Genomic DNA, 24,669 nt, shown 5'->3' with positions numbered 1-24,669 from the left:
CTAGCTAGACGGCTGTTTTTTGTTGTAGAGAAGCGCCAAACAAGCGGTCATATCGTTCCGCATACCATCAAGACGATTAGTGATCTCAACGTCGTTAGGATTCAATTCGACGTAGCGAATCGTCACATCATTACCGATGCTCATAATGAGACATAATGTTTCTAAATCATTTGTTTCAACTGCCCTGATTCGAGCCCCTTCAAGCATGACTTTTAAAAGGGACATTTTATTGTGATAAGCCTGTTGGTCAGTCTCCTCCCAAGCCATGGATGGGGAAACCATTCCAAATAAAATCAATGCCGAAAGCAGGGCTGATCCCGCAAAGGTTCGCATCATCGAATTGTTAGCGAACACTTGCGGAAGCTAAAGCAGTTCTTTGAATTGACAAGAAAGGTGAGTCCAAATAACCGAGCTCTGACACACTTGTCCCTTACCAGAGACAAACAGATGAGAATCCATCTTCTTGCATTGCCGCTGGTTTCTCTCCTGTTCATTTTGAATGGATGTGCCACGCTCGGCGAAGGTGGTGCGTCAAGACTCGATCTCATCAAGCGAAGAACTGAGCTTCGTTGTGGAGTGAGTGGCAAGATTCCAGGCTTTAGTTTTCTGCAAAGGGATGGATCCTTCGCTGGACTTGATGTGGACATCTGTCGAGCCTTTGCAGCAGCATTTACTGGCAGCCCAGATCAGGTGCAATACAGGTCACTAACCGCTCCAGAACGATTCACTGCACTACGTACCGGAGAAATTGATCTCCTATCCCGCAATACCACGTTCAACCTCAGCAGAGATGCTGCGGGAGGTAATGGCGTCAGCTTTGCTCCTGTTGTCTTTCATGACGGGCAAGGGCTCCTGGTTAAGAGCAGCAGCGGAATCTCCAATCTCAACAACCTCAAAGGCAAAACCATCTGCGTGGGCTCAGGAACGACGACCGAGCAAAACCTCAACGATGCCTTTCAGGCCAAAGGCATCGATTACAAACCCATTAAGTATCAGGATCTCAATCAAGTCATCGCGGGCTACCTCCAAGGTCGCTGCAGCGCCATGACCTCCGATCGCTCGCAGCTCGCCGCGGCCCGATCTGGGTTTAAAGACCCTGAGCAACATGTCATTTTGCCTGAAGTCTTGAGCAAAGAACCCCTTGCTCCACTAGCTGCAGGAGGTGATCAGCGCCTTGCGGATGCGATGCGCTGGGTGATCTATGCATTGATCGCTGCAGAAGAATTAGGCATTACACAAGCGAACATCGAAAATAAGCTTGAAGAAGCCCAACGTCGTCCTGAACTCACACAACTAAGGCGTTTTCTTGGCGTAGAAGGCGATTTAGGCCAAAAACTAGGTTTAAACAACGATTTCATCGTCAAAATGATCCAAGCCGTTGGAAATTACGGTGAGATCTATGATCGTCATCTCGGATCTAAGAGTGCCGTTCCGATACCAAGAGGCCTCAATCATCTTCACAGGAATGGAGGCGTACTGACCTCACCCCCATTCCAATGAATCGTTCAAAACGCTGGTGGTGGCAGGTCATCATTGTGGCTGGGCTCCTCACGGTGATGGGGATTCTGATCAATAATCTCGCCGTTAATCTGATTCGAACAGGCCTAGGCCTTAGTTTTGATTGGCTGTGGAGACCGGCAGGTTTCGCTCTCAGTGAGCACCCCCTTCCTTATCAATCTTCAGACAGCACAGCCTGGGCACTGCTGATGGGATGGCTGAACAGCTTGCGCGTAATCGTTGCAGGGATTGTGCTGGCAACTCTGCTGGGCGTCACCACCGGCGCTGCTCGCCGGAGCCTGAATCCGTTATTGCGGCTGTTAGCAGCTTTGTACGTGGGATTCATTCGTCAGATCCCTCTTCTCTTGCAGCTTCTGTTTTGGTATTTCGTTGCCTTCCTGGGACTTCCTTCAGAGCCATTTTCACCACTGGGAGCGTTGATCCACCTCTCCAATCAAGGCATCAGCTTGCTGGGAGTCACGCTCAGTGTGGAGTTTGCAGCTGTCCTCCTTGGGCTCAGCGTGTTTTCAGGAGCTTCCATTGCAGAAGTGGTTCGCGGTGGCCTCGATTCAGTCCCCCGCGGCCAGTGGGAAGCCTTCCGAAGTCTGGGCATGACAGAAGGCCTCGGCCTACGCCGAATCGTCCTGCCCCAGGCTCTTCCTGCAATCCTGCCAGCACTCAGTAGTCAATATTTGAACCTGGCCAAAAACAGCACCCTGGCCATTGCGGTTGGCTACGCCGATCTCTATGCGGTGAGTGACACAACCATCACCCAAACGGGACGAGCGATGGAAGGATTTTTGCTGCTTTTGCTGAGTTTTCTACTCTTGAACTTGCTCATTAATGGTGGGATGCAGCTGTTGAACCGAGCTGTTTTAAGAAGCCAGCACCATCATTAAACTGAAGATGTCACAGTTGGCTTTCATGAATACTCGTCGTATCGCCGCGATCTTTTTAATTGTGGCGTCTATTGCAGCCATTTTGCTGCCCTTTGCATCAGCAACTCTTCTCACCATTGGATTAGGCGGGATTGTGTTTGTTGCAGGGCTCAATCAACTGCTTCGGATTGGAGATATTCCAAACAATCAAGGCAAACTCTTTAAGGGCTTGTCAGGGCTGCTTTATATCGGTGGTGCGGTCTTCATTCTGATCGACCCGATCGACAGCGAAATCAGCCTCACGCTGTTTGCCGGTGTGCTCTTGCTCGTTGAAGGGTTAATGGAATTAGCAACAGGAGCTAGTTCCAATGCATCAGCGCGTGGTCTTGTCGTGGTGGACGGAATCGTGACTGCCGTCCTCGGGTTGCTGTTAGTGATCGAATGGCCCTCTGACAGCCTTTGGGCTTTAGGGACCATCTTTGGAGTGTCTCTTTTCCTCTCCGCCTTGAACTTGCTCAAGCCCACAGATGCTCCCCCTGCCGCTAGCTAATGGCGAGCCAATTCACACCTCGGCAACAGCACTACCGGCGTTGGAAGCACAAACCAATTGAGGCTGCCTTCAGTGTTCTCATCGTCGGCTTGATTCTTTGGGCTGTCTGGTCAACAGGATCCTGGCTGATCACCGGAGCTGATTGGCGAGTCGTCACCCACAACCTCCCTCTTTATGCCTTTGGCAGCTATCCCGCTGATCAACGCTGGAGGCCTTTGGTTTGGATGGTCCTCATTCTGATCTTGACGATCACCACGCTGGGAAGTGATCGCTTACCTGAAGCTCTGAAACGCCTCCAGCCTCTCTTGCCATGGGCGTGGATCCTGATGGTGCCGACCGGAGTTGTTCTGCTTGCTGGATCCGCCAACCTTCAAGCCGTGCCATCTCGCGCCTGGGGCGGGCTCACACTCACATTGCTGCTGACAACAGCGAGTGGGGCGTTAGCCCTACCGATGGGTGTCGCGCTCGCGATCGGCAGAACATCCCATTTGGGTTTGGTGGCGATGCTTTGCCGCGTTTATATCGACCTCATGCGTGCTGTCCCTCTTATTGCGGTGCTGTTCTTCGGGCAACTGCTCCTGCCTCTCTTCCTCCCCGTTGAGATCGAAATCAACAGAGTGTTGAGAGCTGTATTGGCCTTTGCACTGTTTGCAGCTGCCTACGTCGCAGAAGATGTCCGAGGAGGACTCCAATCCATCCCACCCACACAAGCGGAAGCGGCAGCGGCACTCGGACTCGATGGGTCTCTCACCATGAGACTGATCATTCTTCCCCAGGCCCTAAAAATCGCAGTTCCAGCTCTCACCAACCAAGCGATCGGGTTGCTGCAAAACACCAGCTTGATGGCCATTCTCGGCTTGATAGAGCTACTGGGTATTAGCAGAAGCTTGCTCGCAAACCCTGAATACATCGGCCGTCATCTTGAGGTTTATGTCTGGCTCGCCGGTGTGTATTGGTTGCTCTGTTCAGGAATGGCCCTTTTAGCGAAGCGAATTGAACGACAAGGCTCCTTATCAACTGGCTCTTAACACCGCTCATACCCACACAACAGCTATGACCATCGCCATTCACGCGCAATCCGTTAGCAAGTCTTACTCCGATGATCATCGAGCTCTTGATGAGGTGAACCTCAGCGTCAACCTTGGCGAAGTTCTCGTGGTCATGGGGCCCTCTGGTTCAGGGAAAAGCACCTTGATCCGCACGTTCAATGGCTTGGAAAGCATTGATGAGGGCCGGTTGGAAATCGTGGGGATTCGCTTGGATTCAAACCACGACGAGCGACAAATCAAACGAATCCGACGCAGGGTTGGAATGGTTTTTCAACAGTTCAATTTGTTTCCCCATCTCTCGATCCTCGACAACATCACCCTGGCTCCTATCCGTGTCAAAAAAACAAAGAAAAAAGAGGCCGAACTCAGGGCAATGTCGCTCCTAACCCAAATGGGAATTGCCGATCAGGCCATGAAACACCCCGCTCAACTCAGTGGCGGGCAGCAGCAACGGGTGGCGATCGCCAGAGCGTTGGCAATGGATCCAGAGGTGATGCTGTTCGACGAACCCACCAGTGCTCTCGATCCAGAACGCGTCAAAGAAGTTCTCGATGCCATGCGCACGCTTGCTTCAGCAGGAATGACCATGGTGGTCGTCACCCATGAGCTGGGATTTGCTCGTGAGGTTGCTGACCGGGTGTTGTTTATGGATGCGGGAAAAGTAGTGGAATTATCAGATGCAACGACATTTTTCAGTCATGCCAAAGAAGAGCGCAGCAGGCGATTCCTCAATCAAATGCAACACTAACGAACAGAACTGCTCAAAACGCACTTAAGAAACAAATCAAGAGCATCCATCAAGCGTGCATTAAAGTTGTAACTTTTATAGGCAATACTTTTCAATAAAGGCTTTTCAGACAGCAAGCAAGTGGCGCCAATTTATCGCTTGAAATATTTACCATCCCTAAAAATGTTTAGAGAGTATTTAGGGATTGCAAATAAAACTCTAACTTGATCTAGCTCAATCACCAAAAGAAACACAGCTATTTCAGCAGATCACTTTTTAAAAGTACTTAAGAAGGGCGGTTAGAAGTTTTGTTTAGATTGGAGGAAGCATGAGAAAAGTGGGACAGATTCTCATGTGACACAAAAAGCATTGCCTATAATGTGACAACTGTTTTCAGTTCAATTTTTTGGTGTGAGGACCGAAAATGAAACTTTTCCATCAATTGCTGGTGGCCCCAGCTGCCCTGGGCCTTTTGGCACCTGTGGCTGCTAACGCCACTGAGCTGAACATCAACGGTGTGTCTGACTACGCCGCTTCTGGCGAGCAAGTCACCAGCATCACTCAGTTTTCAGACGTTTACCCAACCGACTGGGCTTATCAGGCACTGAGCAACCTGATCGAGCGCTACGGCTGTGTGGCTGGTTACCCCAACGGCACCTACCGCGGTAACAGGGCCATGACCCGCTTTGAAGCGGCTGCTCTGTTGAACGCCTGTCTCGACCGCGTCACCGAAGTGACCGACGAGCTGAAGCGCTTGATGAAAGAGTTCGAAAAGGAACTCGCCATCCTCAAGGGCCGTGTTGACGGACTTGAAGCCCGCGTTGGTGAACTGGAAGCCACCCAGTTCTCCACCACCACCAAACTGAAGGGTCAAGCCACCTTCGTGATCGGTGCTAACAGCTTCGGTGGCGACGCTAAAGTTATTAACTCTCCGTACGTAAACCTTGAAAACCCACAAAATTTACGTTCACCTGAAAAGCGTGTAAATATAGCTGCTGCACAATCAGGTGCTACTAGTTTTAACTACGATCTGAAACTTTTTCTAGACACCAGTTTTACGGGTAAAGATCTTCTTCGCACCGTATTACGTGCAGGCAACTTTCAAAATTCCACATTTGGAGATGACAAATCCTTTGGCGGTTTTGGAGATGGAAACAGTGTTTATCGGAGAGGCGGAACTGGGCTTGACTCTTTGGAGGTTGCATTTCAAGAGCCCGACAGACCAAATAATGTGGCTGTTAATCGTCTCTTCTATCAGTTCCCTGTCGGGGAGAGCATCACTGCAACCATTGGTGGTTTAGTGCGCCAAGACGATATGCTTGAAGTCTGGCCTAGCGCTTACCCTGCAGACAGTGTATTGCAGATTTTCAATTATGCTGGCGCACCAAATACATATAACTTGTCGCTAGGTTCAGGTGCCGGTCTATCGTGGGAATCTGATGGCTTCAGTATCAGTGCTAGTTATCTAAGCGGAAATGGTGGCTTCAGTCAAACTTCTAATTCTCCGGATCCCAACATTAGTGGAACCCTCAATTGTATTAATTCAGGGGGGATCTTAAACGATTGTTCTGCCACAAGTGGAACTCTTCAGGTTGCTTACGCACCAGAGAACTGGGGGGTTGCAGCTGCATACAATTACTACTCAGGCAACAACAACCCAAACAAGACATCTGGTGGCAGTACACCCTTTGCGAAAGCACTTTATAATTTAGGTAATAATAATTCTGTAGGCTTGAGTGCCTGGTGGTCTCCTCAAGAGTCTGGTTGGATCCCCAGCATCAGTACAGGCTGGGGGCTGAGTCAGTCTTTCAATTTTAAAGACAGCTATCTGTTATCTCCTTTCCTCTCACCAAGACAAAATGCAGAAGGAAGCAGAGTTGAAGTGAATAACTTTACCTCTCAATCTTGGTATGTTGGATTACAGTGGTCAGATGCTTTCTTAAACGGAAATACTCTAGGTTTAGCCATTGGCCAACCGACATTCGTCACTTCTGTTGATTTTAAATCGAACGATGAAAGCAACTTTGTTGCCGATGGCAATTACGCTATGGAGCTTTGGTATGCCTTCCAAGTGACTGACAACATCACAGTTACTCCTGCCATCTATTACTTGAGTCGTCCACTGGGACAACTAACCAATGGAGCTGGAAGTGAAGGTGATCGCAACGATACCTACAACAACTTTGGTGGACTCCTTAAAACCACCTTCAAGTTCTAAATTCCTAATCTACATTCCCAAAACCCTTTCCCTCTTGGGGAAAGGGTTTTGCTATATTTAAAACATTAGCCCTAAATTAATGCTTTTATTTTAAAAATTTAATTTTTTTGTAAGTATATACTGTAACGTCTATTTTTCTTTCACAAATCAGAATAACTTTTTGCAATCATTGATCTAGTTCGCTTTCCATCAATGTCATTAATACTGCCCAGACTCTTCGCTTTAGCTCACACCCATCACGCAAGCAGTCATCAACTATTAAAATCATCGCTTATAAGTTTTTTCCAAGTAATCAAAAGTCGTCAGGTTCACTCACTTCGCTCAAATACTTGCAAGCAATTGTCATATAAAACATTTCAACAGCTTATAAAAATCAATTTAACAAAATATATCCTCCTCGGATTCAGCAACCCGTTGGGATACTATGCTTTACGCATAAGGAGATCAAAAGCATTCGCACAGTCAGGACAATTTGTCAATAAATATATTATTTAAATCAGTCGTAGCATTAAAGACTGATATTTACACCAACATCTACTTTTAAAAGATCGTAGATTCAAGAAAAGTACAATTTTCCTCAATCAAAAGACTAACTGACAACGGCCATCCAACTGGTGCAGGGCTCGCTCAGCAGCGACGAGCTCTCTTTCGGTTTGCAGCCAGCTTTCATTACCAACGGGGAGGCTATGAATTTGCTCAGCCAACCGCTCCTGCAGACGCCCACGTTGAGCTTGCAGGGCTTCACTGAGCCGTACCACTCTCTGGGGGATGGAACAGAAAGGAGCCGAAACAGCCACTGAGCACCTGTCGTGGGACAGCTGTGACTTTGGCACATCATCGCGAATGTTCCTAGTCTCTACCGAGATCTGGCAGACATCGCGATTCTTCGCCTCCTGGTTGAACTCATTCCAGGCCTACTTGGTGGATATTTGCTTGGACGCTTTAAACCAGGGTGGGTCAAGCCATTAGCAACCCCACTAGTGCGCTATGGCGTTCCCATCAGCCTGATGGGCTTGCTGTTGAAGGGTGGAATGAACAGCTCCCTGCTCAGCACAGCCGCCATAGCGGTGGTTGTCATCATGGCCATGCTGATAACGCTCAGACGTTGGCGTCGAGCTGGTGATCAGCTGCTCTCGCCCACACTTCAACTTGGCTGTTGCGTTGGCAATACAGCCTATTTCGGGATTCCGGTCGCGCTGGCCATACTCCCCCCGGAAGCCCTATCGATCAGCATCGGCTACGACTTCGGCGCAACGCTCCTGGCCTGGGGGCTCGGACCGATCTGGCTTGCAGGATCACAGCAGGCGGGTCATCCGCAGCGTTGGCGTGTGTTGATCAACCACCTCAGTTCCAGTCCTGCCTCACGAGGACTCCTGGGCGCCTTGCTTGTCATGGCAACACCATGGCAAGCAACCATCACAGCCGCACTCTGGATGCCGTCAAGGGTTGTGATCGTGCTGGCCTTGATCGTTGTAGGCATGCGACTGGCAAGCCTTTCAGAAGCAAGTTCCATCGCATCAAAGGCAGAGGTCTCCGAGATCAGCGAGAGCATTCATCCCAAACATTTGAATGCAGCTCTGGGGTGCAAGCTTGTGCTGTTTCCTGCATTCGTCCTGGGACTCAGCCTGATCCTTCCCATCAGCGCTTTCGCGCGTCAGGCCTTGGTCCTACAAGCTGCAGCACCCACGGCTATTTCCGTGATCTTAATGGCAGAAACAGAGCAGGCAGACAGCAATGCAGCAGCTCAGCTGATTTGGCGCAGCACCCTCGTAGCACTCATCACGGTGCCAATTTGGGCTGTGCTGCTGAAGACATGGGCAGAAAGACTCGGAATGTGAGGTTCAACCTTGGCGTATGTACCTTCTTGCGAACAGGAAGGGCGTGCATCCATAACCGTTGGCAATCAGGTTCCATCACCAGCAAATCTCCATCCGCGAGGGCTAATTGCTCTCGGCTCCGGCTCTGGCGGTGACGAAACTGCAACGCCCTGGTGGCACCAAGAGAGAGAGATGCGATTGGACATCTGGCATCAATCTCCGGTTCGTCATCGGCATGCCACCCCATGCGGTCGTCTCCATCGCGATAGAGATTGAACAAGCAACCATTGAATTGAGCAGAGCAACTCTCATTCACCTGCTCAAGCAAGGGCATAAACCAATCGGGCCAACCCTGGCCTCGATGAATCACACCGCTGTAGCGGTAAGACACCGAAGCATCAGCGAGAAAAGCGGACAATCTCGGCACACGGTGACACTTGCCGTACACCCGAACTAGGGGCTGCTCCCAGGCAATCTGTTGCTGACATAGGTCAAACCAGTAAGAAGATGCCTGAGGTTCAAGCCAGCCAACATGGTGGTTCCAGCTCATCGATTCTGGTTCTTGCCTGAAACAAACCAGTAACGAGACATAACAGCAATTTTTCTATAAAAACTAGTCAAATTCAAAGCTTGGGCTGAGGTGCTATGGATGAGTCTTTCAGACACTGAACGATGAGCTACCTATAATGCAATTCATAAATGAAATGACATAATTATCGCCTACAAGACTGCTTAGCCTGTTGATCACAACACGCGAGAAGTGAAGACAAGTATAATTTCTCCTGAGTAGGAAAAGTGGTAGTTCACCCCTTAGCCAAAACCACGCTCGCAAATACTATCAAAAAACAAAATAAGTCAAAACAGTGATGGTCAAAGCCCTGGAGAACTAACTGTGACTAGCGATCTATAAACACAAATTATGCAACAAACAATATTCCAAACACAAGTGGAAATCAAACATCAACTCACCTCTCTCGTAGCAAATAGATACGACACTTGCAAACAATCAACAGAATGCAATTACAAACTTAGACATTGTAATTACAAAATTAGAATGTCTCTCTTACCAGAGACCCCGTACAGGAACATTTATTAGCTCTGGTTGAACTTCAGACACGGGGTCTGGAGCAGAACTCTCTTCCATTGCTACAAGATCATCATTGGGTTGGTTGAAAAACCATCGAAACCCTACTTTCAAGCTCCAACCATTGCCAGGGCCAAAATCCAAATCACCGAAGACAGGATTTGATGTAATAACTGTTCCTTCTTCAATTAGCTTGGTTGTAGTAGTGGTTTTTGTGAAATTTTCATCGATTGTCCTCTCGAACTGTATCTTGGTGAAGCAATTTGGGAATTTAGCCCTATCAGATGCAGAAACCTGACCACACTTTACCTCTACACCTCCCCCCCCATCTCCACCTGGACGGGTGAAGGCAATCTTGTTCGCATTAAAAATCGTTCCTTCGTCTCCTGGTACGCGCTCCTCCTTAGTGACAGTCTCAGTTTTAGTTGACGTAACAAGCTCATCTTCTTCAACGATTCGACGATTTTTTCCTTTGGCCTCTAATGCAAAATTGTAATCGTCTGTACGCAGATAAGCGCCTTCGACAAAGACGTCTAGCTTACGAGAAGCTTGATACGCCAATCCAATTTTTCCTCCGTAGACCAAAGCCGATTGCGACTTATCCTTGACTGAATATTTAACATTATCGACCTCAAAACTTGTATCACCCAAAGCAAGCCAGCCAGCACCGACTGTACCTCCGACATAAGGAGTCCACTTGGAATTTGTATTAATATCGTACAGCAATCCAAAAGTCAAGGTTTGCATATTGGCATCGCCAGTTTTTTTATTATTTACATTGGGAACACCTCTAAAGTTAAAGCCTGGTCCTGGCATATCACTGTAACCATACAGAACCTCTGTTCTAAAATTTCCTACTTTATAACCGAGACCAGTTTCTCCAGAGAACCCAGTTCGTCCATTTAACGAACCATTATAAAAGTCTTTATTGATCGTATCATTGACATCAAAACCGGAAAACTGCTGCCCACCAATGGCAAGCGGAAAATAAAATCCATTAACTCGTTCTTCACCTTCATCCTTCTCAAATGATTCATTTGGATAATAAGAATTATCTGCTTGAGCAAGAACTTGTTTGCTCTTTAATGCTTCTGACAATGTGATCGTTTTCAGAAGTTCATTGCGGTCTTCAGCAAGGGCAGGATTGAAAAGAGTGATAACACTCAAAGCAGCAAGCGAAAACTGAGATTTCATTGCTAGATAATTTTTAATTTTTGACTCGTATATTAATATTGTCAAATTTTCTTTATATTTCCTTTATACCGGTCAATCTGTAAACTGGTTCTGATATTTAAAGGCTTGTGAGTACTCGAGCCATTAAGCTTGGCCTAATCGGAAGCATTTGCATACGATTCAGAACAACAAGTTTCGCAAGTAGTAAAAACCTAGCAATCGTTCCACATCTCTAATTCAGGATGAGCGTCCAGATCATGTATGAAACTTGAGGCGGGAACCTAAGTCATTGCGAAGTTGATCCTTTTATGAAAGCCGGATTCACTCGTTGAGACTGATAAAGAGAACAGCTTCACCCAAAGCACGTTCGTTACAGATGGATGGGCTGGAGGAGAATTACACTAATGAATCACGGCAGCGCATTTATCATGAGCCATAGTCATGTTGATAAAAACGTAGCAAATCAATTGATAAGAAGCTCTTTTTAATCTTAAGAGCCATAACAGAGAGGAAAACTTCGAGGCAACACCCCATACATTCTTCCCATGGCAGCTCGTATCACGGAATCGGAATTTCTCAAACGGGCGCATGAGCGCTTCGGTGATCACTTCGATTATTCAGAGATTAAGTACCGCAGCTACAAAAGCCCGGTCAAAATTCGTTGCAACCACCATCCGGTCCAACTGATCAGCATCACGCCTGAAAAGCATCTCCAAACCACGGGAGGCTGTCGTCACTGCTTGCGAGAGAGACGGATTGCCGCCTTGGAGCGGGAACTCAATCGCGATGCTGCTCAGAGGCAGATAGAAACAAAGATGATTGAAACAACAAGGCAAAAAACGGCTCAGTACTCTTCAGAACTAAAGACTAACGCGAAAGGCTGAGATCCAAGGCACACCAGTGGATCTCCTCTTGTCAACACGCATAAATAGTATTTTCAGTTGTCTAGACCGAGGGATTTAAATCGTTGTTTGCTGTGTTATGTAGTTATTTATATAAGGCCGGGGTTCTGGAATTGAGAGCCGAAGCAGGAGTAAAGCACTTCCCACAGGTTTGGTTGCTTGCTCAGCTCTTGCGCAGCCTGGTGACGGATCGCTTCGATCTGCTCCAAAGAAAGTTCGAGAGTGGCGGCCAAGTTGTTGAGTAGCTGGTGTTCCTCCGTGCAAACAAATTCATCTTCACCATCGGCTCGGGAAATACTGGCCACCATGATTGCTGTTTTGTAGGCCAGCTGATGATGCTCACTCGCAATTTTCGAAGCTAAGGAGTTGATATTTGTGGGTTGATCGAGGTCATCCTGCCAAGAAATAATTTTGGACTGCAGCTTGTGCTGCGTTGTCAGTAATTCAAGCAAGTTTTCTTCTTCTGCCGATATGTGTCCGTCTGCCATGGCTACCAGGTTCAGGACTTTCAGTAGAGCTCCGGAGGATTGGATGTCCATGACAAATTGAATGGCTTGTTTATTTTTACCACGGCCCTTGATGTGGCTGTTGTAGCAGAACTTTGATCAGATCAATAGCTGGGGGTCAGAGAACCATCCACAAATGTCCTATAAGCATGCTCGCATTGGTGGAGTAAGTCCTGGTGCGTTAGTGATTGCAGGTATCGAGCTTGATGACATCTTCGGAATGTTATTCAGCCCAGTCATCAAAGCACGAGAAACCTATGAAGCTCTGATTACTGGAGCACAGCAAACAGAAGGAGGCGCTAATTGCGATAGCAGCCGTCAGCTGATGCAAACCAACCAATGCCTGGGGCTCAGGTCTGCCTTCCAAGGACAAAACCAAGGTCCATTGCCCTAGTCCTGACAACGAAGCTGCGTTGGAGCGAGGAACTACGTGCTGAATTCCGTGACGACCAAGCGGGCCGAAACTTACGAAGCTTATGAGGAACATTTTCGTATGCCACTGTGGGCTTAAATGGCTGTCCCCACACTTAACGCTGCTGATATATTCATCACTGGACATTTAGTTAATGGAATAGAAACGCAATAACGAACCTTGAGCTAGCATTCGAAAACCTTTAAATCGAGTTAGCACTAGACACAAATCAACCAACATTTTACATCAACAGATCATGGCAGCCATAGAAGACAATACATCAATACCAACAAGAACTTTAAATGATTAAGAAGACCACTCAGGTAAAACCTAGCCATTTACTTAAATGCTAATTAATGCTGAAGGCTAACGCGGTGATAGCAGAACAATAACCACTGCTGAAATAGCAAATTGCGATGGGAACGCCATAGCGTTCTCGGGTGGTCAGAGTCAAAATTTTCCGGCGGCGGAACATCGCCACGAGCGAGATCGCGCTCCATTTCCGCCTGCAGCCTGCCAACGTTGTATTCGGGATGACCAAGATGCATGAGCTGACGCTGATCTGGCGTCTCAAAAATGGTGTATCCCACCCTCTCGCCATGGGCGAGAAGCCTCAATCGACCTTGGCGTTGCGCCGATTCCATCGCCGCGTCTGGTAATCCCGCATGACGGCTTTGGGGACAAAGAAATTGATCATCCTGGGTTCCCATAAGAGAATGACCAGGCACAAGACTTCTCATCGGAAACACCCCAAACAATTTCCGATCAAACGTCACCTTATTCACTCCTGCGAGATAAGCCAGAGCAAACCCAGCCCAACAGAGGCCGAGCGTGCTGGCACAAGAATGACGCGCCTCGTTGATCAGATCAACCAATTCGGGCCAATAGGTGACGTCCTCAAATGCCAAGTGCTCCACTGGCGCACCGGTGATAATTAATCCATCCAATGGACGCTGTGACTGAGCTTCGTCCCAGCTCACATAGTGCTGATTGAGGTGGGATTGATCCCAGCTTCGGTACGCATGAGATTGGAGGCGAATCCAGATCGGTTCAATTTGAAGAACCGAGAGTCCTAGAGGATGCAGCAGATTGAATTCGTACTGTTTACCTAAAGGCATGATGTTGAGAATGCCAATGCGCAAGGGTCGAATATCTTGACGCTCGGCTTGCTCGGGTTCAATCCAAGAGATCCGGTTCCGTTCAACAGCGGTGATCTTGTGATAATTCCTAGGAAGTATCAGTGCCATCAGCTCAGATCCCCTCCACTGACTGAGTTTGGTTCATCATGTGTGCAATGACGAGCGGCCTTTTTTATGCAAGGTGTTGTTTATTCAACGTAGCCACGGCTTATGCCAGTGACCCCACGGCGGTCGATCACCTTGGCCTTGGGCTCCACAAGTGACCAACCCCCTCTCCCCTACTTAGGTCGCTAGCGCCTGCTCAAAATCAGCTTTGATGTCGTCGATGTGTTCCAAACCGACAGACACCCGAACCATGGTGGGAGTTACTCCAGCCGAGGCTTGCTCATCAGCACTGAGCTGCTGATGAGTCGTGGAGGCTGGGTGAATCACAAGCGTCTTGGAGTCGCCCACATTGGCGAGATGGCTGGCCAACTTGAGACTGTCGATGAAACGCACCGCATCGTCGTAGCCACCCTTCAGGGAGAACATCAGCATGCAGCCCATCCCACGGTTGGTGAGATAGCGCTTGGCACTTGCGTGATAAGGGTCGCTGGGCAATCCGGGATAGCTCACGTGAGCAACACTGGAATGCTCCTGCAACCAAGTGGCCAGCGCCATCGCATTTTGCGCATGTCTCTCCACGCGCAAGCTCAGGGTTTCAAGGCCTTGCAGCAACAAAAAGCTGTTGAAGGGACTGATGGCCGGTCCCCAATCGCGGAGACATTCCACTCTTGCCCTTAGTGCAAACGCGATATTGCGCTCATCAGGCAATCCCAGCATTTTGCAGATGTCACTCCCGAAACCAAAGGCGTCCCAGTGCACAAGGCCGTGATACGCGGCACTCGGCTGACTCATCAACGGGAACTTGCCATTGCCCCAATTGAAAGTGCCGGCATCCACAATCACTCCACCAAGGCTGGTGCCGTGACCACCAATCCATTTCGTCGCACTCTCCACCACCACATCGGCACCATGCTCAATCGGTCGAATCAAGGCTCCCGCCGCTCCGAGGGTGTTGTCGACAATCAGCGGGATGCCCCGTTCCTTCGCGAGTGCAGAGAGGCCAGCGAAGTCGGGAATGTTGAAGCGGGGGTTGCCCATCGCTTCCACATAGATCGCCTTGGTGTTGTCATCAATCTGCGCCGCAAAGCTGGCGACATCGTCGCCATCAGCAAACTTGACCTGGATTCCTAGGCGCGGAAATTGCACCTTGAACTGGTTGTAGGTGCCGCCGTACAGAAAGGATGTGGAAACAAAGTTGTCTCCTGCCTGCATGCAGTTGGTGATGGCCAAAAACTGAGCTGACTGCCCCGAGGCGGTGGCGACAGCCGCCACCCCACCTTCCAAAGCAGCAACGCGCTTTTCAAAGACATCCGTCGTGGGGTTCATCAAACGGGTGTAGATGTTCCCGAATTCCTTCAACCCAAACAAGTTGGCACCGTGTTCAGCGTTGTTGAACACGTAGGAGCTGGTCTGGTAGATCGGGACCGCCCGAGAGTTTGTCGTGGGGTCAGGGGCCTGACCAGCATGCAACTGAAGGGTCTCGAAACGTTGTGATGTCAAGGCCGAAATACGGATAACTCCGTTCTAGCTCGCAACTTCCATTGCAGGGTTCCAATTGTCGTCAGGTGCCGGTTTTTCAGTCTCAGCAAGGGATGGAAGCGTGTCACGCATCAGAGGGCCAAAGCGACTGCGCACTTCTGATCGGAAGGAGCTTGCTGCTTCAGCACTGAGGACTGGATAGGGCTGGTCACCCTCCTGCTCGCGCAGATGACGCCACTTGCTGTTCTCTTGCGCCTTGAGTTCTTTTAAGGCAGCCATGAAGTCGTAATTCTTGGTCTGACCATCTGCAGCAGCGAGAGGACCAGCCTGGGCTGCGAGTTCTTCCCGGACCGCATCAAATGCTTTGGCCTTAATCGTGTCGGGAAGCCCAAGAACTGGCTGGTAGTAATCGAGCAAACGTCTCTCCTCCTCCAGCAAGATCGGCCAAGCCCCACGGGATCCTTCGGGTAAGGCATACCCGGCTTCAGCCGTATCCATGGCCTCTAGATGGAAACAGAGCCAGCGGTAATAGGACTTTTCGTTGATCGCCTTTTTGGCTGCAGCCTTGCCCGAAACAATCGCAGGGAGTGCGGCTTCAGCCTTACGCAGGAACAAACGATCCTCGCGTTCGAGGTTCATTGCTCCCCAACGCTGGCGATAGTCCCAAAGCTCGGCGTATCGGGCCACTTCATCCGTGGACCAGCCAAGGGTCTTGAGCTCATCGGCCCGATGCGTCAATTCCTTCGCCAAAGAGCTCAGCCTTCATCTGATCGGAATCGTAGAGGTCAAAGGCGATCACGCCAGTCTCTAGACCTCAACCTGCAGGACGGCTGTGCGGGTTCTGACGCAAATACTGCAAGACATCGGTGGGCTGTGGCTGGTTGTACCCCTCATGAAGCCAGAGATCACCGGCCGAAGAGGCGTAGTGAATTTGCCAGTGATACAAGCCGCGATAGGCGAGAGGATCCCGTTTCAACAGGTCGGCGTAATGAACCACAGCCTTGCCGTAGTAATCGCTGTTGTTGTACCCCCAGAGTCCTTTTCGGATGTCCTGAAGGCCTCCACGACGAACCAAATAGCGCGCAGCCGCATGGATTGCATCCCAAGGATCGCGAATGTCACCACCACGGCCAATCCCAGGCTCCGTCCAGGTCGTGGGTAGGAATTGCATCGGCCCTTGCGCATTGGCGACGGAAATGCCATCAATGCGACCCATTCCCGTTTCGACCAAATTCACAGCAGCCAACACCTCCCAATCAATCCCTGTAGCTGCTGAAGCACTTCGATAAGCCTTGAGCAATTGATCGGGAGGAGCCGGGGTCTGGATACGCCAAGCAGGAAGCCTGGATGAAGCCGGACCACGATGCATGGCAAGAAACGAGCGACGAGCTGCGATGTGCTGATCAAACACCCAGCGCCAACGGTCATCAAGCTTCGATCGAACCTGGTCGGCGAGAGCAGAGCGATGCGACAACACCCGATAGATCACCTGCTGCTGATGAGCAAGGGAAGGAATGGCCTCTGAAGAAACGTCGGGGTTGCGAATGGCAAGCTCAATCTCTGACAACAATTGAGCCAGCTGATCGGGGTTGGCCAAAAACAGCGGATAGTGCGCTCCCGATGGAGAGCGGGGAAGATCTGACCTTGTAGGGAGCGACGGAAGCGCGAGATCCTCTGGTTCAACCTGTTCAAGAACCTCCTGTTTAGAGGCGTCCTGCTCTTGTTTCGGGGTGGACTGGAGTGCAGGTGAGCGCCTGCAGCCCAAGGCCAGGGGGACCACAAGCAGCGGAAGACAAATCAGCAGGCGGCGGACTGAAGTCATCATCTAAATCGTGGACAATCCATCAACAGATCAGAAAGCTGCGACGGTCATGAAAGTCTGCAGCGTCTCCTGGATGGGAGAGAGCCCAGTAGCTGAGACGACCATTGATTTCCTCCACAACCATCGTCAAACCGAGTTCTGGCATGCCCTCAATCGGCCACCAGGGAAGTAAATCCAAGACCACATCACAACGGCAGTCCCGTCGCGTTTGTCGCACAGTTACAGAGGGTGGCAAGGCCTCAACCAACCCAGAGCCACCCTGTCGGTAGCGCTCAAAGCTGTAGAGGTTCCAGTGACCTAAGGGCGATACGTTGAATTCCCAGTAATGCTGAGAGCCAGGCACACCGATAAATGCCTCAAAGCAACTGTGCTTCCAAAGTTCATCGCGGCGATCACCCTGCATTGGAACGCACGATGGCTGAATCGAAGGCAACGAAATGGCAAGCAAATCTCCATCACGCTGAGCCGGCCGAAGGTTGTAGCTGAGTTCAAGAATGCCCCCCTCACGCCAGACAAACTCAGCACTAAGAAGGAGATCAGGGGATTCTTGGTGGTCTTGAGGAAGGAGCGGGCAAACCTGCCGGACCATCACGGGATGGCGCGACATTCAGCTCGCTCCTGAAAGTTCGAGAATCATGTGCTTGAGGTCATCCTCTTGGGCTTCGATTGATTGCGTGAGCGCAAATTGCACCAAGGCTCGATCCAAATTGTGAGAAGGCCGATCTGTTCGGAAGTAACGATCGCCATCCAGGTAGTCGGTTAAAAAGCGCAACCCAAGCTCAAACGGAATCAGACGGATGCAGTCTGGTAGATAGTGAAAATCCTGGTCGGAAAGAAAGGATCGACCGATCGTGAGATAGCCCTCAAGAATCGCCCGACAGAGGTTGAGATCGAACGTCACCAACTCAACCTGCAAGGTCTCTTCGCCAAGAGGATTGCAACAAGAACGCAGGCAATCTCCGATGTCGTAGTGAACCAAACCGGGCTTAACCGTATCGAGATCGATCAATCCCACAGCAAGACCACTTTGCTCATCAAGCATCACGTTGTTGATTTTGGGGTCTCCATGAATCGGTCGGTGTTGCAGTTCGCCGCGAGCGCAGGCAACTTCCAACACATCCACACAGTCGCGGCGACGTTCCACGAAATCAAGCGCACGTTTCAGCCGCGGATCGAGTGATAACCGTTTCTCAAGCCTCTCGAATTGATCGCGGCAAACAGTGTCGTAATGCTTGAGATAGCTCGGAGTGATGTGAAAGCCTTCAAGGGTGTCTGCTAAGTCGCAAGTCGGTAAATCACTGATGAGGTGATGGAACATCCCCAATCCATACCCCAGCTCGCGCGCATGCCCAGCATCACGGATCACATCACTTGTGGTGGCAGCTCCGATATAGGAGATCGAGCGCCAAAACTCTCCGTTGTGCTCAACCCAATGGCCTTCGCTGTGGCGCGTTGGCAGAACCGTTGGAATTTCCCAACGCCGTCCAGCCAATTCAGGTGGATCCGTCGCCAACCGTTGTTGTACATGCGAACCAAGAGCAAGCAAATTGCGCATGACCAGCTCGGGCTTTTCGAACACGCTTGTATTCAGACGCTGCATCACGAAGGCCCGACAATCCGCATCCGCAGTCAAAGACACCAAGAACGTGTCATTCACGTTTCCAGATCCCAGCGTGTCAATCGAGCTGATTTGCTCGGGCGGATGAAACAGACCTGCGATCGCGTCAAGCGATGGATAAATCCTGGTATTGGCATCGGCCATGACGAATCGCATGAGACTCAGCACGAAACAATGCCGTGTATCTACAGATCCGCTAGCGCTGAGTGTGCGGAAAAAGAGCCGGGAAGCGGCAGCATGGTGTCAGAACACCCGATCAGCAACGGTGCCACGTTTTCTTCACACTGCTGACTGGCAAATCGGCAAGCCTTATCACTGGATTGAGGATCCTCAAAAACGGGCCCGTCTTCAGCAAGAACGGGTCAATGCCGTTTCACGTATCGCTGCAGCAGCAAGCGATCAAAACGTCGATGCCGTGATGGTGGCCGGTGATCTGTTCGACTCGAGCACTGTGGCTCCAGCGGTAGTGATGGAGGTGATGGAAGCCATCGCTTCGATCCCCTGCCCTGTGCTCGTGATTCCTGGAAACCATGACCATGGAGGAGCCGGTGGCATCTGGCAGCGCCGAGATGTGCAACGTCAAATGCGGGAACGCTGCCCCAATTTGCAGCTCTTGCTTCAAGCGGAGCCTCAGGTTATTGCAGAAATGGTGCTGCTCCCTTGCCCGTTGCTACGGCAAAGAGACAGTCGAAGCCCCGCAGATTGGCTGGACTCCCTGAACTGGAGTTCCTTGCCCCACAATCAGCCCAGGGTCGTACTCGCCCATGGCTCGGTACAAGGTTTTGGCGCAGAAGGACAGGTCAACCAATTGCATCACGATCGATGGCCTGCAGAGGAGGTGGACTACATCGCTCTGGGTGATTGGCATGCTCTAACCAAACTGAACCCGCGCACTTGGTATTGCGGCACTCCTGAACCCGATCGTTTTCCCACAACTGATCATGATCAGCGTTCTCAAGCCCTTCTTGTTGACCTGAAACGGCAAGACATTCCTGAGGTCACTCCGATTGCAACAGGTGCCATGTCCTGGCACAGGATCGAAGCCAAGGTGAGCAGTGGGGCAGATCTTCAACGCCTTAAAGAGACGATCGAATCCTGTGTGCAGCGAAAGGTAGGCAAAGATCTTTTGAGAGTTGAGCTAAGCGGCCAACTGTCTTTTCAAGGGTACCAACAGCTACAACAGCATTTGCAGGATTTGGATCAACAACTCCTCCACCTCAGAATCCGCGGATTGCCGCGTCGAAGACCGGAGCCAGGAGAATTTCAAACCTTTCTGCAACGCGACGATGCACCCTTGATTAAGGGCATCAGCAAAGATCTTGCGACTGAGCTCGATGACAACAGTGCCCAAGGCCCTGAACACAACGACATCGATCGAGCCATGCTCGAAGAAGCGATGCTCGAGCTGCGCAGGATTGTGCTGGAAGAGGCGGAGGATCAGGAGGCTGTATGCGGCTGATTCGCAGTGAGTTCTCCAGCGTTCGCCGCCATCAAGAACTGGTTCTGGACTTTGATCCAGGGTTAACGGTCATTGGCGGAGCCAATGAGAGCGGCAAAAGTTCCTTGGTCGAGGCTCTGCATCGAACGCTGTTTGTCCGTGCTGCATCCAGTGGGACAGCAGCGCAGGACCTGCGCTCCCAACTCCATGCTGGCCATCCCCAAATCAAGCTGGAATTTGAAACCAGCGAACAGCACTGGACCCTTCTCAAACGCTTCAGCGGTCCCAGTGGCACCACCCAATTGCAAGCCCAGGGGCAGGTGGCCCTGATTGGATCAGCCGCTGAGGATCAACTAGCCCACCTACTTGGCGTTGACGAGATCCTCAACAGCAGACAGGTGAATAAAACATTGCCCAGCCGCTGGGCCCATCTTTGGGTAAAGCAGGGTGAATCGGGTCGCGACTTGCTGAGTCTCAGCCATGACCACTACGACCTCAATACTTTGATCGAGTGCTTGGAACAACAGGCTGAGCAATCGTTGCAATCGCCATTGGATCAACGGGTTCACTCCGAACTCGAACGGCTCGTGTCTGAAAGCTTGAGCACGCGAGGCGTCCGTCAGCAAAGCGAACTATGGAAGCGTCAAGAGGCTCTTAAAGCAGCCAAGGAGCATCACACGGCAAGCCTTGAGCAACTGAAGGCATTTGAGTTGTCATGCGAGGAACTCGATCGGGTTGAAGCGAAGCTGAACAACCTGGAACTGGAGCGGTTACCGGAGCAGCGACGGCAGCGCCAATGCTTGCTTCAGCTGCAAGAAGCGCTGCAACAATTGAAGCCACTCACTCTCCAACAACAGCAATTCGAAAAAAGCTGCGCCGCTCTTCGCAAGCTGTTGGCTGACAGCACGGCCTGCGCAGGCAACTTGGCCAGCTTGGAGCGTGAACTCAAAGACTTTGAGACGACCTACAACGCGGCAAGCAACCAAATCAAAGAGGCACAGCACCGAACGGCAGAACTCGAGCAACAAAGACAGGCCCTGGAAGAACAGGGTCTCTTGCTGAGACAACGAAAAGACCGCGATGAACTTCAACAACGCCTTGAAAGGCTTAGTCGCGAAGATAAGGAGCGCCAACGCTTAACCGAACAACACCAACAACTCATCGCTGCGTTCAACGCGATCGAGGGCGGTAGCGCTCAAGATCTTCAACAACTGAACAAAACGCAAGAGGAGCTTCGGGCCCTAGCCATCCGCATCGAAAGCATGGCATCCACCGTCCTGGTGGAATCTGCAGATCAGACCATTTCAATTGAGGGCTCCGATCTAAAGGAAGGTGAATCGTGTAATCAAGCAGGTGTCTTCCGGATTGATGTTGGAAAACATGTACGCCTCAAGGTCAGCCCCGGCGAAGGCACAGGACTGGCTTCACTCGAGCACGCACAAAAGTCTCTTCAAATAGCTTTAAAAGCTGGATTAAAGCTTTGGAACGCAAGCTCGGTAGAGGAGGCTCAACAACGCAGCGAACAACGCAACCTTCTCTTCCAACAACAAGAGCTCTTAAAAGCCCAACTCAAACAACTCGTCCCCCCTCCAGACCAAAAAGCTCCCAACCTCGACGAGTTGCAACTCCAGTTAGAGACACTCAACCAAGGCCTTCCATCCGGAAACCTAAAACAAGATTCAGATCATGAGAAAGAACTTGAACAATGCCGAATTCGCTACCGAATGTTGAAAGGTGAGAGCGAAATCCATCAAAAACAAGTTCGAGAACTTGAGGTTCAGCACGATGCAGTACAGACACAATGGCAGCAAAAGCGCCTCCAACAAGAACGTCTAAAAGCAGAGCAAGAGCAACGCTTAAGGCAACATCAATCGCTTGAACAAGAGGTGGGATCTCAGGAAGAACTCGCTCGATCAATCGAAGCCTTGACATCTCAACAGCTGACATTAAAAGCACATATTCAGGCCCTTCAGCAACTTGATCCAGCCCAAGGCAATAGCGATCCAAAGCTAGAATTAGAAAGGCTTGATCGCCAAGAACATCAGCTCACCGAACAACGTCACGAGCTTGGAGTCCAGCGTGGTGCACTCTTAGAGCGATGCAACTCTCTAGGACAAAGTGAGCTCCATTCAGCAGTGGCAGAAGCTTCCGCAAAGCTTGAATTAGCAACGCAAGCTGAACAGCAAGAAGCACTCTTGGTCCGCGCCCGTAGCCATCTACTCCAGCGTTTTCAACAGGCTCGCAGTGATCTCTCTCAGCGTTATTCCACTCCTTTGAAACACAACATCAATCAAGTCCTTCAACCTTTACTGAGAAACCCAACAGACAGCTGTTCAATCCATTACGACCCACAGGATGGGTTACAGCAACTTGGCCTACAGCGTGAGGGGACTCTGTTTGCCTTTGACCAGCTAAGCGGCGGAATGAAAGAACAGTTGAATGCTGCCCTACGTATCGCCATTGCTGACACCCTTAAAGAACGGCATGGGGGATGCCTTCCCCTGCTCTTCGACGACGCCTTCACCAATACTGATGCTCAACGCTTAGAGGGAGTCTTGGAGATGTTGCAACAAGCCGTCACAAGAGGGCTTCAGGTCATTGTTCTGAGTTGCGATCCTGATCCCTACAAATCTGTCGCCAACAAACTAATCATGATTGATTAAAGCGCATTTTCAATCACATTCATGGCACGGAGGTAGGCAGGAGGATCATCATCAACCTCCATATCCTCTAGGCCTGAATCGCCTCGAATTAAGCGTCGGGCATTATCAGCAATCACAGCATTAACAATGAGATCCATCGCTTCAGGCATATCCAGATTCTGCAAAGCCTCGGCGTAACGACGGCTATGGGTAGGTCGCACAGATTCCTGGCAATAAGTAGACAATTGACGGCTATCTGTCATGACTGAAAAAGCAACATCTTTGGTTGCTTGGCGCCCATAAATAGCCATATAGAGCAAATTAATCATGGATGCATCATGAACCGGAATTGAATATTTACGTGCAATCTGTGGCCAATAACGCAATGCCTTCAATCCCTCTAAGCCACCCTTGCGTAAACCGGCAGCTTCACACCACCCTTCCAATTCCTCCATGCTTTCAGGACAGCGCTGCTCAAGACGCATATGGTCTGAGAGCACCTGACCAACCTGAAAATTCCGCGTCGGCTTACCTGAAACAGGCATCATCATGCTGCCTCGCACATCAGCAACCATCGCCGTGAGCTGGGCAAAGGTGTGATCTCGAACTTTCTCCATATCTCCCTCACGCACAAGGGCCGCTTCGATTCTCGGGACCCCATATCCCAATTCAGTGAGTGAAAACGGCTGACGGTTATAAAGCCGTTGACGATCGCGTCGTGCCATCGAGACCGTAGCGGCCTGATCCAGGCATTGATCCAGGAGAAGCGTCAGCAAGGTGGGCAGAACGCCTGGATTTTGTTTGTGGAATGAATAGCCAAAGCCGGCAAACACAGATGCCATATTTTTAGCCGCCTTGATGTACTGACCCTCCACGTTGTGAACACCCGGTGAAACCTGAATATTCGGCGACAGACGATCAAGCAAACGCGCACCCAACAAAGCCGTTAAGGCATTGGGATGACAGAAATTGGCCGTAAAACTATCCAGAGGATTTCGCAAGGCTCCATGACGATGAAAGCCTGAGAAAAAAGCCAAATTGGGCTCTTTTTCGCAAAGCACATAGGACTCATTTGCAATTTGGTCATGACCAAAGGAGCCTGCAAGACAAGCGATCACCACCTGCTCTCTGTTGAGCTCCGCACGCAGCCGACAAGCCTCTCGCAGATCATCCTCAACGTGATTGCTGTTAGCACTGAGAATCACCAACTCACAGCGCATGAGCAGGTCCGCTAGGGAGTTGGTCACACGCTTGCCAGCAAGCTCGTGCGTGGCCATGGCCTCAATCGTTGCAACATGGACTTCGTCCATACCATCAATCACATCGTCGGGAAAAGCTCCAAGCAAGTCCCGACCTGGGCGAGGAGCCAGCAACAGGTGCCCCTCACTGTTCTTCTGCATGGCGCAGTTGTAAGCCAGGGAGGCGGGATAGAGCCCCACGCTGTAGAGGCCAACCTTGCCTTTCTCCAGCTCCAGTATTCGGCGGTGGATGGCGTCCCGATCAAGAGACGGTGAAAAAAATGAGTTGCTATCCAGCACCGTCTCCATCAACCCACCACTTTGCACACCCCAACATTAAAGAAGGCCTGGCTAGGCGCGATGTTTGAGATAAGA

Annotated in this window: 23 protein-coding genes; 11 read left to right on the top strand and 12 right to left on the bottom strand. The window is 50.4% G+C overall.

Annotation, left to right across the window (positions count from 1 at the left end; all coding sequences use genetic code 11):
- Window positions 1-333 carry a hypothetical protein gene (locus SynSYN20_RS05910; protein WP_255476388.1) on the bottom strand — a complete coding sequence of 111 codons (333 nt, stop codon included), beginning with the start codon at window positions 331-333 and terminating at the stop codon, window positions 1-3.
- A 114-nt stretch (window positions 334-447) separates the two neighbouring features.
- Here SynSYN20_RS05910 and SynSYN20_RS05905 point away from each other — a divergent pair, with 114 nt between their 5' ends.
- The 6 genes from SynSYN20_RS05905 to SynSYN20_RS05880 all read left to right on the top strand — a co-directional run bounded on the left by SynSYN20_RS05905 (window position 448) and on the right by SynSYN20_RS05880 (window position 6,919).
- Complete coding sequence (locus SynSYN20_RS05905; RefSeq protein ID WP_186525111.1) at window positions 448-1,500, top strand: amino acid ABC transporter substrate-binding protein; 1,053 nt, start codon at window positions 448-450, stop codon at window positions 1,498-1,500.
- Entirely contained in the window at window positions 1,497-2,396 is a 900-nt protein-coding gene (locus SynSYN20_RS05900) for an ABC transporter permease subunit (RefSeq protein ID WP_186525110.1), read from the top strand. The genes SynSYN20_RS05905 and SynSYN20_RS05900 overlap by 4 nt, the downstream gene beginning before the upstream one ends.
- A gap of 25 nt (window positions 2,397-2,421) precedes the next feature.
- A complete protein-coding gene (locus SynSYN20_RS05895; RefSeq protein ID WP_186525109.1) occupies window positions 2,422-2,925 on the top strand; it encodes an HdeD family acid-resistance protein in 504 nt (167 codons plus the stop codon).
- Window positions 2,925-3,953, top strand: coding sequence for an amino acid ABC transporter permease (locus SynSYN20_RS05890; protein ID WP_186525108.1), 1,029 nt, complete (start codon window positions 2,925-2,927; stop codon window positions 3,951-3,953). The genes SynSYN20_RS05895 and SynSYN20_RS05890 overlap by 1 nt, the downstream gene beginning before the upstream one ends.
- 25 nt (window positions 3,954-3,978) lie before the next feature.
- Window positions 3,979-4,722 (top strand): amino acid ABC transporter ATP-binding protein, encoded by a 744-nt coding sequence (locus tag SynSYN20_RS05885; RefSeq protein WP_186525107.1) that lies wholly within the window; start codon window positions 3,979-3,981, stop codon window positions 4,720-4,722.
- A gap of 403 nt (window positions 4,723-5,125) precedes the next feature.
- Window positions 5,126-6,919 (top strand): iron uptake porin, encoded by a 1,794-nt coding sequence (locus tag SynSYN20_RS05880; protein WP_186525106.1) that lies wholly within the window; start codon window positions 5,126-5,128, stop codon window positions 6,917-6,919.
- 581 nt (window positions 6,920-7,500) lie between these two features.
- Here the strand turns inward: SynSYN20_RS05880 and SynSYN20_RS05875 are convergent.
- Entirely contained in the window at window positions 7,501-7,716 is a 216-nt protein-coding gene (locus tag SynSYN20_RS05875; RefSeq protein ID WP_186525105.1) for a hypothetical protein, read from the bottom strand.
- An 84-nt stretch (window positions 7,717-7,800) separates the two neighbouring features.
- On the opposite strand from SynSYN20_RS05875, the gene SynSYN20_RS05870 reads away from it, so the two are divergent.
- The gene (locus tag SynSYN20_RS05870) at window positions 7,801-8,757 is read left to right on the top strand and encodes an AEC family transporter (protein ID WP_186525494.1); all 957 of its coding nucleotides are present in this window, start codon (window positions 7,801-7,803) and stop codon (window positions 8,755-8,757) included.
- On the opposite strand, the gene SynSYN20_RS05865 is transcribed toward SynSYN20_RS05870, so the two are convergent.
- The gene (locus SynSYN20_RS05865) at window positions 8,699-9,286 is read right to left on the bottom strand and encodes an alpha-ketoglutarate-dependent dioxygenase AlkB (RefSeq protein ID WP_186525104.1); all 588 of its coding nucleotides are present in this window, start codon (window positions 9,284-9,286) and stop codon (window positions 8,699-8,701) included. The two genes, SynSYN20_RS05870 and SynSYN20_RS05865, sit on opposite strands and share 59 nt — an antisense overlap.
- Before the next feature lie 513 nt (window positions 9,287-9,799).
- Window positions 9,800-11,014, bottom strand: a complete 1,215-nt coding sequence (locus SynSYN20_RS05860; RefSeq protein ID WP_186525103.1) for an outer membrane protein — start codon at window positions 11,012-11,014, stop codon at window positions 9,800-9,802.
- A gap of 524 nt (window positions 11,015-11,538) precedes the next feature.
- On the opposite strand from SynSYN20_RS05860, the gene SynSYN20_RS05855 reads away from it, so the two are divergent.
- A complete protein-coding gene (locus SynSYN20_RS05855) occupies window positions 11,539-11,877 on the top strand; it encodes a hypothetical protein (RefSeq protein ID WP_186525102.1) in 339 nt (112 codons plus the stop codon).
- Window positions 11,878-11,984: 107 nt separating this feature from the next.
- On the opposite strand, the gene SynSYN20_RS05850 is transcribed toward SynSYN20_RS05855, so the two are convergent.
- Window positions 11,985-12,434, bottom strand: coding sequence for a DUF533 domain-containing protein (locus SynSYN20_RS05850; protein ID WP_186525101.1), 450 nt, complete (start codon window positions 12,432-12,434; stop codon window positions 11,985-11,987).
- A 103-nt stretch (window positions 12,435-12,537) separates the two neighbouring features.
- Between SynSYN20_RS05850 and SynSYN20_RS05845 the strand changes: the two genes are divergently transcribed.
- Complete coding sequence (locus tag SynSYN20_RS05845) at window positions 12,538-12,795, top strand: hypothetical protein (protein WP_186525100.1); 258 nt, start codon at window positions 12,538-12,540, stop codon at window positions 12,793-12,795.
- Between the two features lie 371 nt (window positions 12,796-13,166).
- Here SynSYN20_RS05845 and SynSYN20_RS05840 read toward each other — a convergent pair whose 3' ends face one another.
- The 6 genes from SynSYN20_RS05840 to SynSYN20_RS05815 form a co-directional block, all read right to left on the bottom strand.
- Window positions 13,167-14,060: a homoserine O-succinyltransferase gene (locus tag SynSYN20_RS05840; protein WP_186525099.1), complete on the bottom strand. Its 894-nt coding sequence runs from the start codon at window positions 14,058-14,060 to the stop codon at window positions 13,167-13,169.
- Window positions 14,061-14,234: 174 nt separating this feature from the next.
- Complete coding sequence (locus SynSYN20_RS05835; RefSeq protein WP_186525098.1) at window positions 14,235-15,557, bottom strand: O-acetylhomoserine aminocarboxypropyltransferase/cysteine synthase family protein; 1,323 nt, start codon at window positions 15,555-15,557, stop codon at window positions 14,235-14,237.
- 24 nt (window positions 15,558-15,581) lie between these two features.
- Window positions 15,582-16,286, bottom strand: a complete 705-nt coding sequence (locus tag SynSYN20_RS05830) for a hypothetical protein (protein ID WP_115071790.1) — start codon at window positions 16,284-16,286, stop codon at window positions 15,582-15,584.
- A gap of 64 nt (window positions 16,287-16,350) precedes the next feature.
- Window positions 16,351-17,358 (bottom strand): transglycosylase SLT domain-containing protein, encoded by a 1,008-nt coding sequence (locus SynSYN20_RS05825; RefSeq protein WP_370586718.1) that lies wholly within the window; start codon window positions 17,356-17,358, stop codon window positions 16,351-16,353.
- 22 nt (window positions 17,359-17,380) lie between these two features.
- Entirely contained in the window at window positions 17,381-17,965 is a 585-nt protein-coding gene (locus SynSYN20_RS05820; protein WP_186525096.1) for a DOMON-like domain-containing protein, read from the bottom strand.
- Window positions 17,966-19,120, bottom strand: coding sequence for a phosphotransferase enzyme family protein (locus SynSYN20_RS05815; protein ID WP_186525095.1), 1,155 nt, complete (start codon window positions 19,118-19,120; stop codon window positions 17,966-17,968). It abuts the gene before it with no gap.
- A 121-nt stretch (window positions 19,121-19,241) separates the two neighbouring features.
- Between SynSYN20_RS05815 and SynSYN20_RS05810 the strand changes: the two genes are divergently transcribed.
- A complete protein-coding gene (locus SynSYN20_RS05810; RefSeq protein WP_186525094.1) occupies window positions 19,242-20,435 on the top strand; it encodes a DNA repair exonuclease in 1,194 nt (397 codons plus the stop codon).
- Complete coding sequence (locus SynSYN20_RS05805) at window positions 20,426-23,077, top strand: AAA family ATPase (RefSeq protein ID WP_186525093.1); 2,652 nt, start codon at window positions 20,426-20,428, stop codon at window positions 23,075-23,077. Before SynSYN20_RS05810 ends, SynSYN20_RS05805 begins: the two co-directional genes overlap by 10 nt.
- Here SynSYN20_RS05805 and SynSYN20_RS05800 read toward each other — a convergent pair.
- Window positions 23,074-24,603 carry a hypothetical protein gene (locus tag SynSYN20_RS05800; protein ID WP_186525092.1) on the bottom strand — a complete coding sequence of 510 codons (1,530 nt, stop codon included), beginning with the start codon at window positions 24,601-24,603 and terminating at the stop codon, window positions 23,074-23,076. The genes SynSYN20_RS05805 and SynSYN20_RS05800 overlap by 4 nt on opposite strands.
- Window positions 24,604-24,669: the final 66 nt, after the last annotated feature.

Origin of the sequence: Synechococcus sp. SYN20 (assembly GCF_014279555.1) — a bacterium.
In the GTDB taxonomy this organism is placed as follows: Bacteria; Cyanobacteriota; Cyanobacteriia; order PCC-6307; family Cyanobiaceae; genus Synechococcus_C.
This window is presented reverse-complemented; position numbering and strand designations above follow the sequence as displayed.